This window comes from Hyalangium versicolor, assembly GCF_020103695.1.
Taxonomy (GTDB): Bacteria; Myxococcota; Myxococcia; order Myxococcales; family Myxococcaceae; genus Hyalangium; species Hyalangium versicolor.
On sequence record NZ_JAHXBF010000001.1, the window covers coordinates 896,177 to 909,928 of the forward strand.

Here is a 13,752-nt window from a genome sequence, read left to right on the forward strand (position 1 = left end):
CCTTGGCACGGGATGGGTGGCCATGTGGGTCACCATGGCTGCCGGATATGCCTATCAGGTCCGGCTCCAAGCGCTCTGGAGTGAGAGCGTTGCGTTGGAGAAGGATCTGCTTCTCTTGGCTCCCAACGAAGAGGGGGGAGGCTTTCCCAAACGCTTCGCGGACCTGCGGGGTGAGGCAGAGTCGCTTCGGACCCTTCCCGCCTTGCTGCGCCCGATAGGGAATGCAGGTCTGGCGGCTGGCGCGTGGGATGACTACCTCGTCGCCCTGGGCAAGGCCGAAGCGTTGCTCGACCAAAGACAGACAGGCCTGCGTGCCACCTCCTTGAGTGAAGCTGGCTCGAAGCTGCTCTTCACGTATGCGGAGGGGGTCGCTGTAAAGCAGTTCCGTTTCCAGGTTGTTGGCCTCGTTCTCCTTGTTGCGACGGTGGGAATGCTCGCCAGCAGGTGGAGATCTGCGGGCTCCGACTCCCCAGCGACCTCGCCGCACTCGGAACTCCCAGCGGAAATCGCGGTGCTGCGTGCGAGCGAAAAGCACAAGGCCGTTCTCCTCGACGCTATCCCAGAAGGGCTGCTCACCCTGGATGAGCAGGGCCGCATCCACGAGTTCAACGCCGCCGCGGAGGAGCTCTTCCGGTTGGTGCGGGCGCAGGCGAGAGGGCGTGACTTCCTGTCGCTCGGGATCGCCGCTTCGGCCACCTCCCCGCAGCGGCAGCAGCTCTTGGAGGTTCTGCAAGGGCAGACAGCCACTCGCCGCGTGAGGAACCTGGAGCTCCCGTGTCTGCGCGCGGACGGGACCGTCTTCGCCGCGGAGATGTCTGTCAATCGCGTCGTTGTCGAGGGGACTCCTCTCGTCATCCTCTGTTTGCGTGACGTGAAGGAGCGCAAGGAGGCGGAGCGCGCCCGGATCGAATTCGTCTCCACGGTGAGCCATGAGTTACGTACCCCGCTGACTTCCATTCGGGGCTCGCTTGGACTGCTGGAAGGCGGAGTGATGGGGGAGCTCCCCCCCGCTGTCGTGAGAATGGTGCGGATTGCACGCCACAACTCCGAGCGGCTCATCCGGCTCATCAATGACTTCCTCGATCTGGAGAAGATGGAGGCCGGGAAACTCGAATTGCACCTTGAGCCTCTCAATGTGGCCGAGTTGATCGAGGCCACCTTCGCGAGCGTCTCCGGGATGGCGGATGGGATGAATGTGAAGCTGCTCGCGCAGGGGGGAAGCCCTGCCTTGATCCAGGGGGATCGGGATCGGCTCATCCAGGTGCTAACCAACCTGGTGTCCAACGCCGTCAAGTTCTCTCCGACCGGAGGAACGGTCACCTTGCGGGCGGCGCAGGATGAGCTGGGAGTGATGCGCTTCGAAGTGATGGACGAGGGCCCCGGTATTCCCGCGGAGAAGCGTGCGCGCCTCTTTGGCAAGTTCGAGCAGCTGGACAGCACGGACGAGCGCTCGAAGGGAGGGACGGGACTGGGGCTTGCCATCTCCCAGGCGATTGTCGAGCAGCATGGCGGGCGTATCGAGGTGCGAGACGCGCCCCAGCGCGGCACCATCTTCACGTTCGCGCTCCCGGCCATCAAGGCCGAGTCGGGCTCCCTCTTGATGAAGGACGATTCGCGCTACAACGTCCTCACGGTCGCCGCGGAGGCTGAGCTGGTCAAGCGGCTGCGGGGTTTGCTCACGGGGGCGGGATTTCGTTCCGTGCGCGCGGGTTCGCTTTCCGAAGCGGATGTTCACCTGCAGAGCAAGACGGCGGACGTGCTGGTGGTGGATGCGCGGCTCGTGGAGGGTGATGCCCTGGCGCTGGTGCGGCGTCTTCGCGAGGAGCATGCCACCTCTGCCATTCCCATCGTGGTGATCTCCGAGCAAGCCGAGGGGGAGCGGTCGAACCTGCCTCGCGTCGAGTGGCTCAGCCCTCCTCTGGAGGAGGCACGGCTCGTCCAGGCCCTGCGCCGTGTCATTCGCGAGCCGGGTCCTCCCCGGCTGCTGCTGGCGGTGAAGGATCCGTGGCTGCGGCAGCGGCTGCGTGCCGTGCTGGAGCCATGGGGGGCGGTTTGTCAGGACGCCGAGGACGGGGAGCGTGCCGTGGGACTTGCACGTGAAGCCCCCCCGGATCTTCTCGTGCTCGAGGTGGAACTGCCCAGGGTGGATGGCTTCGAGGTCGTCGACATGCTCCGCCAGAGCCGGCTGCGCTCTCTTCCCCTGCTCACCTTCGCCGCGAGAGAGCTCGCGGGGACAGAGCGGCGTCAGCTCACGCTGGGGCCGACGTTCCACCTCACACGAGACAGCGCCACCGAGGAGGAACTGCTCCGTGTGTCCCGTGAGCTCCTGAGCGATCTGCACGGCCCGTTGGCAACGCGAGGCATGAGCGCATGAGTTGTTAGAAAGGGGAACACTCCGTGGGGGCTTCCGGGAGCACGCGCTTTCATCTCGGCCAGGTGGTCGCGGGGCGCTACACACTCCTGGCGGAGATTGGCCGGGGAGGCATGAGCGTTGTCTGGGCGGCTTATGATGCCCGGTTGGATCGCCGTGTAGCACTCAAGGTGCTGCACCCCCACCTCAGGACGGAGGTTGCAGAGGGAGCGTCCCTGGAGACACGGCTGATCAGAGAGGCGCAAGCCATGGCGCGCCTCAGCCACCCCAACGTCGTCGCCGTATACGATGCGGGGCAACTGGAGGATGGCGTCCTCTATCTCGCCATGGAGTACGTGGAAGGAGGGACGCTCGGTGCCTGGTGCACGGCGGCCAGGCGTTCCTGGCGCGAGGTGCTGGCGGCCTATCTCGCCGCGGCCCGAGGCCTGGCGGCGGCACACGCGGCCGGGCTGGTCCACCGGGACTTCAAGCCGGAAAATGTCCTCGTGGGCAAGGATGGGCGGGTCCGGGTGACGGACTTCGGGCTCGCCAGGGGGCAGCTTCTCGTCGGTGACGGGCGCGTCCTGCCCATGCTGTCTCGTGAGGACTGGGAGAGTGCGCTGACGCTCGCGGGCACCGTGGTGGGCACCCCCCGTTACATGGCTCCGGAGCTCTTCAAGGGGCACCCCGCGGATGCGCGCAGCGATCTGTTTGCCTTTTGCGTGGCGCTCTATGAAGCCTTGTATGGGCAGCCCGCCTTCCAGGGGAGCGACGCGTCCGCATGGAGGGAAGCCCAGCGCGAGGGCCGGTTGAGCCCGGTGCCTGGCCGGACCGAGGTGCCAGCGTGGGTGCGACGGGCCGTGCTGCAGGGCTTGAACGCCGAGCCTCGGGAGCGGCCCGAGACGATGCAGCAGCTCATCTCCGCTCTGGAGAGCGATCCGGACGAGCGCTGGCGGAAGCGCACGCGCGCAGTGGCCCTCATGGGCGCGGGCATGGCGCTCATGGCCCTGATGGTGGGTGCCTGGCTCCGGCTTCGGGAACCACGGTGCGCTGGCAGTGAGAAGTGGCTCGTGGGCGTGTGGGACGAGCCGATCCGGGCGCGCGTGCGGCAGGCAATGCTGGCATCGGGACTCACCTATGCACCGGCTGCGGCCCGCCAACTGGAGCGCAAGCTCGACACGTATGCCGGCGATTGGGTGGCTTTGCGCAAGCAGGTCTGCGAGGCAGATCATTCGCCTGAGGCCGGGAGGGGCGATCGGGTGGGCTTGCAGGAGGCCTGTCTGGAGCGGCGGCGGGACCGCTTGAAGGCCCTCACCGAGCTGCTGTCCCGCGAGGAGGACAAGACCATGACGGCCGCCGAGCTGCAGGTGGCGGCCCTGCCCCTGCTCAGCGATTGCACGGACACGCGGACGCTGACGGCCAGCGTCCCTCCGCCCGAGAATCCCGTGGTGCGTGAGCAGGTCCACTCGCTTCTCAAGGAGGTGGATCGCATCGAAGCGCTGTTCGAGGCGGGCAAGTACAAGGAGGGTTCAGCACTGGGAGAGCAGATCCTCGGGCGCGTTACCGCCGTGGACTTCCCTCCGCTCCAGGCGCAGACGCTCTACAACATCGCATGGGTGCAATGGGCCAGCGGGGACTACCCGGGCGCGGAGGCGCGCACGCGCGAGGCCATCCGCCTGGCTGCCGTGGGGCAGGATCGGGTGCTGCAAGCCAGGGCCTGGGCCTTGTTGATCCGCCTCATTCGGGAGCGGGGCGCGCCTCAGGAGGCGCTGTTCCTGCAAGTGGCGCTCGAGGCCTCCGTGGCTGCCGCTGGGGACGACAGGGTTCGAGCCGCCTCGTTCAATGAGATGGGCAATGTCTTCCTGGCGCTGAACGAGTCTTCCCAGGCCCTGCGTTTTCACCAGGACGCGGTGGCGCTCTTCGCGAAGGTATTGGGGCCGCGGCACCCGCAGACGGTGGGGGCCCTGAACGATCTCGCCAACGTCGACTGGACGGTGGGGCGCTATGACGACGCGCTGGCGTTGCAGGTGCGCGTGCAGGCGGTCTGGGAGGAGACGCTGGGGCCCGAGCATCCGTACGTCGCTGGAGCCCTCACCAACATGGGGAACCTGCTCCACCTCGTGGGCCGGGACAGGGAAGCGCTCATCGCTTGTGAGCGAGCCCTGGAAATCTTCGAGCGCTCGCTGGGACCGGATCATCCCAATGTCGCCCTGGCCCTTACGAATCTGGGGCCCGTGCTGGAGTCTGTCGGCAGGCCCACCGAGGCCCAGGCCTCACTGGAGCGTGCGCTTTCCATCTTCGAGAGCGCGAAGCCTCCCAACCCCGTGGCGCTGAGCATCGTGCTCGGGGAGTGGGCGGAGGTGCTGCGCAAGCGAGGTGCCGCGAAGCAGGCCGTGCCGCTGCTCGAGCGTTCCTTGAAGCTCTCCGGCGACGCTCCGGCCTTCATCCAGTTCAGCCTTGCACGTGCCCTGGGTGAGTCGGGGGGAGATCTGCGCAGGGCGAGGGCGCTGGCGGAACACGCCCTCGAGTACTGGCGCAAGTTGGGACACCCGCGCCAGACGGAGGCTGCCGAATGGCTGGCCGCTCACCCAGCCCCTTCGCGGACTCAGTGAGAGAGCAGGCAGCCCAGCAGGTTCGAACTGGTCTCACACCCGTAGGGCAGGAAGGGGGTGATCGTCTGCGATACCAGGGTCCCACCTGGCGTCACACACGCGCCGTAGCCCCCTGAGCCATCCACGTTGTCACTCACGCAGCGGGGACCGGAGTACCCGGGGGCGAGCGTCCAGGCATTGCACGCCCCGACAGGTTGGGCCACGCAGAACAGTCCCAGTTGCGTACAGAGCCGGGACGACATCAGGGCACTGGTCAGTCCCCACGAGGAATCGTGGCACGAATACATTTTCGGGTAGAGCACGGTCAGGAGCGCCAAAGGCAGGTTCACCTGCAGTACACCGGCCTCGATTCGCACGTTCACGCCCACTGCCAGGGCCCCCGGGCCGAAGAGCGTACCGAAGAAGGCCCCCTCCCTGAGGGAGAACACCTCGGTTTCATCCGCTGGATAGGAACTGTTCCCGGCCGCGACGACGACCTGAGCGGGCTCATTCGAGACGCGGGCGCCGCTCATGACGCTGAAGGAGCCTTCCTCAGGGCACGTGAAGCTGACGGCGGGTTGGGAAGTGCCGCAGGTGCCCTCGGACTGGGCCAGCGCTTGCGCGTCATCGCATGCATGGAGCCCTTCGCAGACGCGCAGCACGGACGTCCCCGCGAGTGTCTGACCCAGCGGTGCGGTGCCGCAGCCGCGGCCTGGCGGCACACCGCCGGCCCCCAGGTGCACCGGTTGCCCGGGTTGGCAGGAGCCGATGTGCTCCAACTGGAAGCCACAGTCGCGATGGACACCCTGGCGGGGGCTCGAGCAAGGCTGCGTGCTGGCCGTCAACGTCTTGGAGTAGGGGCGATAGGCATCTGTCGTCACTGTCGACGACGGAGTCAGTGCTTCGGGGTAGGTCGGATGCGCTCCCCTTCCTGAGAGCAGCACGCGCTTTCCCTCCGCGTTGTTGCGTGCCAGCAGGCAGGCGGAAACCCAGTGCTGACACGAGACTGAAGCCGGGCCCTGTCCCCATTCGGGGCACAGGCCAATGCCTCCCTGCCAGGAATAGGAATGGCCTTGCGCGTCATTCCATTGCACGGATTGGCTGGCATCGAGTGCACAGGAGACCAGATAGCCAAAGAAGGATCGGGCACGCGGATCCAGGAGTTGCTCGCGCAGCACCGAATCTCCCGTGTTCAGGTTGTAGGTCGCCGTACTCAAGGGAACCTCCACCATCCGGGTGTTGGCGCGAGGGTTGGCCGAGAGGGCATTGAAGCGCAGGTCGTCAGTGCTCAGCCCATTGGTCCAATGCATGCCGTCGGCCGATGCTGAACCGCCGAGCGTGGTGATGAGGACGAGCAAGGTTCCCAAAGGCATCCACGGCTCGCGTGCGAGAGAGGATTTCCGTGAATTGATATTCATGACATTCCCCCGACAAGTGTTGCGTCGATAAGGAATATTGAAGTGCTCTCAAAAGTTCAATGTACGACGGTCCAGCCCATGCTCTGGGTTTGTGCAGGTTTTGCTTGTCTTTGCCCGTGAGCTGTCCATTCGTCCGCTTGACGAGGCGGGGCGGCCAAGGCTCTTCCGGCTCAGGCGCATGGCTGCGGTGACAACTCCGATGACATGCGTGGAGCAGCAAGCAAGCGGGCGCGAAGCGCCGTGATCTCCGTGCTCTACGTGACATTTGACGTGGACGCTGGCAAAAAGGGGGCCATCGGCGCATCCCGTGCGCCACACACGGATTCTGGAGGGGCTTGCACATGGATCAGCAGGAGAGTGGGCAGTCGTTCTTGACGGGCTCGCCCGCGCCAACTCAGGACGAGAAGACGTGGGGAATGCTCGCGCACCTCAGCGCTCTGATCGCGGGCCTCTTTGGGTTCCCGTTCCTGGGGCCGCTGATCGTGTGGCTGACCAAGGGCAAGGAGTCCAAGTGGGTGGAGGCGCACTCGAAGGAGGCCCTCAACTTCTCCATCACCGCGACCGTGGCGATCTGGGTCTCGGCGATCCTGATGCTCTGCATCGTGGGCTTCGTGCTGCTGCCGGTGGTGGGCATCGCGGCGCTGGTGCTCACCATCATGGCCGCCCTCAAGGCGAACAACGGTGAGATGTACCGCTATCCGGCCACGGTCCGGCTGGTGAAGTAGCCGCGCCGCCGTGCGAGAGCACGGTGGGGTGAGCAGGGGCTCGGCGGAGGGCTGACAGCGGGTCAGCCGCCGATGCCCATCATGGGCAGGAGGGTGGAGCCGTTGCCGGCCTCGGTGAAGCGATGGCCCTCCGGCTTCTCGCCCAGGGCACCGCGAATGGCGAGGGCCAGGTCCGTATCCGAGGCTCCCCCGCGGATGAGTTGGTGCAGCGGGGCCTGGGCACGGCCTCCGAGGCAGCTGCGCAGGTCTCCATTGGAGGCCACTCGCACGCGGTTGCATCCCCCGCAGAAGTTCTGGGTGAGGGGGGAGATGAAGCCCACGCGGCCCGTGGGTGCGCGCCAGTAGCGCGCCGGGCCCGAGGTGAGGCTGGAGGCGTCCTCGTCGGCAGGCTCGGGCGCCAGCGAGAGTCCGGCGGCCTGCATCTGCGCGATCAGCTCGGCGGTGGGCACGGGCGTGCCCTGGCCGAAGGGCATGAGCTCGATGAAGCGAGGGGTGATGCCCCGTTCGTGTGCGTAGCGGGCGAGGGCCGGGGCCTCGTCGTCATTGATGCCGCGCATGACGACGACATTGAGCTTGAGCGAGTCGTAGCCGGCCTTGGCGGCGGCATCGATGCCGCGCAGGGTGGCGGCGAAGTCTCCCTGCTTGGAGATGCGGCGGAAGGTCTCCGCGGAGAGGGTGTCCAGGCTGATGTTGAGCTGACTGACGCCGGCCTCGCGCAGGGGGGCCGCGAGGCGCTCGAGGTGGCTGGCGTTGGTGGTGATGGCGACGCGCCGCACGCCAGGCGTGGAGGCGATGCGCTGGGCGATCTCGAGGATGTCGGGGCGGATGAGGGGCTCGCCGCCGGTGAGCCGCACGCGCTGGATGCCCATGGCGGCGAAGACGGAGACGATGCGCGCGAACTCGTCGGGAGTGAGCAGGTCCTTCTTGCCGCCCCAGGAGGCGGGCGAGCAGTAGGTGCAGCGGAAGTTGCAGCGGTCCGTGATGCTGAGCCGCAGGTACGTCATCCGCCGTCCCTGGGCGTCCAGGAGGGGAGGCGCGAGCGGGTCTCGCAGGGGCGCGGCGACTGTAGGCAAAGGGGGCGTCATCTCGAGGGGCAATGGAGAGCCAGCAGGAAATATGGACCTGAGGACGCGGGGATGCACGCCTGGTTTCGCTCCAATCGTGCGTTTTACGACCCGGCCGGCTCGCTGCTCCCGAGCCGGTCAGGCCACCTTGTTCCCCGGGAAGGGCGGGGTAGGTGGGGTTGGAGCTGGCGTGAGCTCCATGTCGTCGTCTTCGGTGAGCTTCTCCAGCTCCGCCTCGGCCTCCTGGGCCTGGGCCTCTACCTCGGGCGGCTTCAGCTTGCGCTCCGCCATCTCCTTCTTGATGCGGATGAGGCCTTCCTCGCCGATGTCCAGGAACGCCCGGACCACTTCCGGATCGAACTGCGTGTTGGCGCAGCGCTTGATCTCCAGGATCGCGTTGGCGAACGTCGTGCCCTTGCGGTACGGCCGATCGCTCGTCATCGCGTCCAGCGTGTCCGCCACCGCGAAGATGCGCGCGCCGATGTGGATCTCGTTCTTCTGCAGGTTGCGCGGATAGCCCGCGCCGTCCCATCGCTCCTGGTGCGACAGGACGATCTGCGCCGGCGTGTCCAGGAAGGGAATCGCCTGGATCATCTGGAAGCCGATGTCCGGGTGCTTGCGCATCTCCAGCCACTCGTCCGGCGTCAGCTTGCCCGGCTTGAGCAGCACCGCGTCCGGCACGCCGATCTTCCCGATGTCGTGCAGCAGCGCGCCGCGGCCGATCTCCTCCAGCTCCTTGCCGCCCAGGCCCATGCGCTGCGCGATCGCTGACGTGTAGCTGACCACGCGCTGCGAGTGGTCCGACGTCTCGTGCTCGCGCGCGTCCAGCGCCGCCACCAGCGCCAGCAGCGTGTTCTGGTACGTGTTCGCGATGTCCTTGAGCGCCAGCCGCAGCTCCGCGGTGCGGTCGCGCACCTTGCGCTCGAGCTTCTTCTGGTAGCGCTTGCGGGCCAGTTCGATGCGGCGCTTGGCCAGGGCGCGCTCGATGGCGCGGATGAGATCCGTCAGCTTGGGTGGCTTGAGCAGGTAGTCCACCGCGCCGCGGCGCAGGCAGTCCACGGCGGACTCGGTGTCGCCGTAGCCCGTGAGCATGATGACGGAGGTATCCGGGTGACGCTCGCGGAGGTTCTCCAGCAGCCACAGGCCGTCCTTGCCCGGCATCTTCATGTCACTGATGACGAGGGGAGTTTCGGCCTCCGTGGCGATGTCCAGGGCCTGCTCGGCGCCGCTGGCAACCACGCAGTTGTAGCCCTCCTCCGTGAGGAGGACGGAGATGACGTCGCGGACGGAGTCGTCGTCGTCGACGATGAGGATGCGAGGAGGGGCGGGGGGAATGGCTTCCACGATGGGGGATTCTAGAGGTTTCCGGGTTTCGATCGCCAATGGGTACGAGAACTTACCACCTTCCCTGCTTTCTCGGTTGCCCTCCTATCCGGGATTCAACAGGTTGCTTCAGGCTTGTGGACGGGCAGTGAACCGATCGTAGCGGAAGGGGGAGAGATCCACCGAGGGGCGCTCTCCGAGGATGCACTGTGTGAGCAGTTTCGCGGTGATAGGCGTGAGGAGGATGCCGTTGCGGAAGTGACCGGTGGCCAGGAAGAGGCCGGGCAGGGGGCCGGGTCCCAGGATGGGCAGGCGATCTTCGGTGTAGGGGCGGAAGCCTGCCCACATCTCGGTGAGCGCGGCCTGCCCGAGCGCCGGGCACAGCTCCAGGGCCATGGCGAGGATTCGGGAGACTCCCTCAGCGGTCACCTGCTTGTCGAAGCCGGCGAACTCCATGGTGCTGCCGGCGATCAGGCGTCCATCGGTCCGAGGGACGAGGTAGCCCTTCTCGGAGGTGAGGATGCGCGAGGTGACGGGCAGGCGCGTCTGGAACTGGAGCATCTGCCCGCGGGCGGGGCGCACCACCTGGGGACTCATGGCGGTGCCCTGGACGAGGCCGGACCAGGAGCCGGCGGCGACGACGATGGCGTCGGCTCGGAGGAGATCGCCGTCCAGGTCGACGCCCACGGCGCGGCCGCGTTCTTCGACGATGCCTCGCACGTAGCCACTGCGGAAGGTGGCGCCCACGCGCGCCACGGCCATGGAGAGGGCTCGGACGAGGAGCCGGTTGTCGACCTGGTGATCGTCCGGGAAGTGCACGGCGGCCAGGGCTTGGGGGGAGAGCTGCGGTTCGAGTTCGCGAGCCTGTTTTCCGTCGAGGAACTCCGCGCGCAGGCCAATGGCCCGCTGCCAGGCGGCGATGGCGTCCAGGTGATGGACCTGGTCTTCGGTGAACGCGGCCTTGAGGACGCCGCAGGGCAGGTAGCCGATGTCCACGCCGGTGAGTTCACGCAACTCGGTGGCGAGAGCACCGTAGAGCGCGCGGCTGCGCAGGCAGAGATCGAGGAAGGGGCCGGGGCCATCCGCCTCCATTTGAGGGGCGAGGATGCCAGCGGCGGCGCTGGAGGCTTCTGCGCCGGGGATGGAGCGCTCCAGCACGGTGACCTTGGCACCGGCCTGGCGCAGCCGGAGGGCGAGGCTGCAGCCCATCACGCCTCCACCCACGATGATGACGTCCGGGAGACTCATGGCGGCCGCTTGTGCTTCCTCTTGGGGGCGATTGCAAGCGCCCTCGGGACATATCCCTTCGGGCGCGCTACATAAGAGGGAGCATGCGCCCTCTGTTCGCGGACCCGAAGACGGACTTCGCCTTCAAGAAAATCTTTGGTACCGAGGAGCACAAGCCCCTGCTCATCGCCCTGCTCAACGGCTTGCTGGAGTTGGACGATGCCCACCGGGTGGTTGAGGTGCATCTGCTCACGCCGGAGCAGCGGCCCGCGGTGCAGGGCTTGAAGAACTCGATCGTGGATGTGAAGTGCGTGGATGCACGCGGCACCCACTATGTGGTCGAGATGCAGGTGCTGAACGTCGAGGGCTTCGAGAAGCGCGTCATCTATAACGTGGCCAAGGCCTATACCTCCCAGTTGGATGCAGGTCGCCCCTATCCAGAACTCGATGACGTGGTGGGGGTGACGATCTGCGACTTCGAGTTGTGGCCGAGAGTGGAGGGCGCTCACGTGCCCATGCTGAGCCGCTGGCGCATGCAGGAGCAGCACATGGGGGCTCGAGGCCTGGGGCACCTGCAGTTCGTTTTCCTGGAGCTTCCGAAGTACGACGCCCATCGGCCACCCGTGACGGCGGTGGAGAAGTGGGCCTACTTCTTCCGTGAGGCACCAAGCCTCCAGATGGTACCGGAGGTCTTGGCGGAGAGGCCTTTCCGGGACGCGTTGGAGGCAGCCAGGGCCGCGGGATTCACCGAGGAGGAGTGGGAGACCTATTTGCGCGCGGGCATGGCCATTCAGGACGAGCGGGGCGCCCTGTCGCTGGCGGAGAAGCAGGGGCACCAGCGGGGGAGATTGGAAGGCATGGAGGAGGGCCAGGAGGCGGGCAGGCGAGCCTTGCGTACCTCCATTCGCAAGGTCCTCCAGAAGCGCGGGTTGTCTCTTGAGCCCCAGCAAGAGGCACTGCTGGAGAGCTGTATGGACCTGGGAACCCTGGAGCGCTGGCTCGATCAGGCCCTGACGGCCGCAAGTGCTCCCGAGGCTCTGCGGGACAACTCGACCGATGGCTCTGGAGCGTGAGGCGCGAATCTCCTGGAGGTGTGTTCATGAGCCTGGAGAGAAGGGGCCCATCTGGTCGGAGTGCTGCTCCCAGCTTCGCTCGCCTTTGCGGACGAAGCGTCGGACCTGGAGTTGGTACGTCGCGCGGCCCTCGCGGTTGAGTTCGCGCAGGATCTCCACGACATTGAAGCCATTGTTTTCCGCAATGGAGCTGCTCCCGAGAGACGGGGCCGCCGCGATACGCAGCGTGCGGACGGTGCGCTCGTGCCAGCGCTCCTCGGCAAACCACCCTGCATGGACGTGGCCGCACAGTGCCAGACAGAAGCCCTTCTCCAGCAGCACCTGCTTCACCGCTCCTGCGTTGAGCAGCCCCGCGTAGCGCGTAACCTCCGTGGAGGGCAACGGTGAGAGCGGATGGTGCAGGACGGCGATCCGTACGGAGAGCGAGTCCTCCCACTTGTGCGTGCTCACGCACTTCAGCACTCGATGGTGCACCAGCCCGGGATCGATGCGCGCCGCCTGGATCGCGGCCGTCTCAGCCTTGTCACGCTCCTCGGGTGAAGCGGCGGCGGAGAGCTTCGACAGCTCATAGACGCGGGCCCTTTGCTCTACCTCTTCCTGGACCTGTCCCCCCAGTTCGCTGGTGCCCATGAGAAGGATGGTGAGCCCAAACTCCTTCCATTTTACCGGCTTGAAGTCTCGTGTCTCCGGCGGAGTTTCCAGGTGGGGATGCACGTAATCCTTGAAGACCTTCGCAAAGGTCTCGTGGCGAGCGCGCTCGTCTCCGTTCGGTTTCGCCTGGCTCCAGTCGACATCGTGGTTGCCACCCACCAGCAGGACGCGGCGGGTGGAATCTCCGAGCAGCGGATGGGGCGCCAGGATCTTCTCGATCTGCTCCAGCCAGAGTCGGGCCTCCTCGAATTGGGCCGAGGTCGCTCGCTCGGTCAGATCGCCTGAGACGATGAGCAGGTGGGGGGCCTTGTCCGTCGCGTGGAGCCCTTCGACGTGGGACAGATACCCGTCCCGCACGGAGCCGGGGTTCGTGGCCTTGGCCAGGGGGCCTCCCTCCTTGTCGTCGAAGCCCTGGGCTGTGTTCGGGCCGAAGTGAACGTCCGAGATGTGGTGGATGCGCACGAGCGAGAGGCGCTCCGCCAGCACGGGGTCGGTCAGCCTCAGGCGCCCATGGGTGGGATCCTTCTCCACGAGCCCAGCCTGGCGCAGTGGCTGGCAGACATGGGCGTCCACGGGCTCACTCCTCGCGATGGAGCGCAGCACCTCCCGATGCTCCTCCGTGAGAGCGTCCCAAAAGACATCGTGGAAGTAGCGGTGGGGGGAGCCCCCTTCGGAGACGTCGAGGGCTTGCGGGATGAGGTATTTCCCTAGGGGCTCGCCCTCGGCTCGCGCCTTCTCGTCCACTTCGAAGAGCAGCTCCAGGAGGAAGGGCGTGCGTCGCCACGAGGGGGGCACGGTGGTCAGCAGAGCTCGGGCCTCGGTGGTTCGCGCTACCTCCCCGACTTCCTTGGGGCTGAGGGGCGAGAGCGTGAGGATCGATTTGGGGGAGAGGTAGTCACCGTCCTTGTCCGCGTGCCGCAGGTGCTCGATCTCTCGCGGCGTCAGCGCGAGGACGATGCTGGTCTTCGCGCGCTTCAACTTCTCGCAGCGGGTCAGGAAGTCCTGGGAGGAAGCGAGATCTTGAGGCGCTGTGCCCTTACCCACGAGGCCCGAGATCTCGTCCAGGAGCCAGTGGCCTCCCTGCTCGATTCTCGCTCCGGCCCTCCAGTCCTCTCTGTCGAGTGCGAGGCGCAGATCCAGGTAGCAGGCCGAGTCGCCCAGCCGGGACTCCAGGGCCTTGAGCGTCCAGGTCTTGCCGTAGCGACGGGGCGCGAGCACCAGCCAGAGCACTCCCGCTGATGGGGGACGGCGCACCTGCTGCAACAGCTCTCCGTAGTCGCGAGCCGTGGGGGCCGTGCCGAAGTCACGCCGGGCGTCGTAGGTTCCCATG

At 66.6% G+C, this 13,752-nt stretch carries 9 protein-coding genes; 4 read left to right on the top strand and 5 right to left on the bottom strand.

What is annotated here, in order from left to right; genetic code table 11:
* Positions 1–34 precede the first annotated feature (34 nt).
* A complete protein-coding gene (locus KY501_RS03220) occupies positions 35–2,374 on the top strand; it encodes an ATP-binding protein (protein WP_224360993.1) in 2,340 nt (779 codons plus the stop codon).
* A gap of 23 nt (positions 2,375–2,397) precedes the next feature.
* Positions 2,398–4,962 carry a serine/threonine-protein kinase gene (locus KY501_RS03225; protein ID WP_224360994.1) on the top strand — a complete coding sequence of 855 codons (2,565 nt, stop codon included), beginning with the start codon at positions 2,398–2,400 and terminating at the stop codon, positions 4,960–4,962.
* Here KY501_RS03225 and KY501_RS03230 read toward each other — a convergent pair.
* Entirely contained in the window at positions 4,956–6,314 is a 1,359-nt protein-coding gene (locus tag KY501_RS03230) for a hypothetical protein (RefSeq protein ID WP_224360995.1), read from the bottom strand. The genes KY501_RS03225 and KY501_RS03230 overlap by 7 nt on opposite strands.
* A gap of 386 nt (positions 6,315–6,700) precedes the next feature.
* On the opposite strand from KY501_RS03230, the gene KY501_RS03235 reads away from it, so the two are divergent.
* On the top strand, positions 6,701–7,084 hold the full coding sequence (locus tag KY501_RS03235; protein ID WP_224360996.1) for a DUF4870 domain-containing protein: 384 nt from the start codon (positions 6,701–6,703) through the stop codon (positions 7,082–7,084).
* A gap of 62 nt (positions 7,085–7,146) precedes the next feature.
* Here KY501_RS03235 and moaA read toward each other — a convergent pair whose 3' ends face one another.
* The 3 genes from moaA to thiO all read right to left on the bottom strand — a co-directional run bounded on the left by moaA (position 7,147) and on the right by thiO (position 10,719).
* Positions 7,147–8,157 carry a GTP 3',8-cyclase MoaA gene (gene moaA, locus KY501_RS03240; protein WP_224360997.1) on the bottom strand — a complete coding sequence of 337 codons (1,011 nt, stop codon included), beginning with the start codon at positions 8,155–8,157 and terminating at the stop codon, positions 7,147–7,149.
* Between the two features lie 129 nt (positions 8,158–8,286).
* A complete protein-coding gene (locus KY501_RS03245; protein WP_224360998.1) occupies positions 8,287–9,492 on the bottom strand; it encodes an HD domain-containing phosphohydrolase in 1,206 nt (401 codons plus the stop codon).
* Positions 9,493–9,600: 108 nt separating this feature from the next.
* Positions 9,601–10,719: a glycine oxidase ThiO gene (gene thiO, locus KY501_RS03250; protein ID WP_224360999.1), complete on the bottom strand. Its 1,119-nt coding sequence runs from the start codon at positions 10,717–10,719 to the stop codon at positions 9,601–9,603.
* 83 nt (positions 10,720–10,802) lie between these two features.
* On the opposite strand from thiO, the gene KY501_RS03255 reads away from it, so the two are divergent.
* Positions 10,803–11,771: an Rpn family recombination-promoting nuclease/putative transposase gene (locus KY501_RS03255; protein WP_224361000.1), complete on the top strand. Its 969-nt coding sequence runs from the start codon at positions 10,803–10,805 to the stop codon at positions 11,769–11,771.
* Positions 11,772–11,795: 24 nt separating this feature from the next.
* Here KY501_RS03255 and KY501_RS03260 read toward each other — a convergent pair whose 3' ends face one another.
* Positions 11,796–13,751, bottom strand: a complete 1,956-nt coding sequence (locus KY501_RS03260) for a metallophosphoesterase family protein (protein WP_224361001.1) — start codon at positions 13,749–13,751, stop codon at positions 11,796–11,798.
* Position 13,752: the final 1 nt, after the last annotated feature.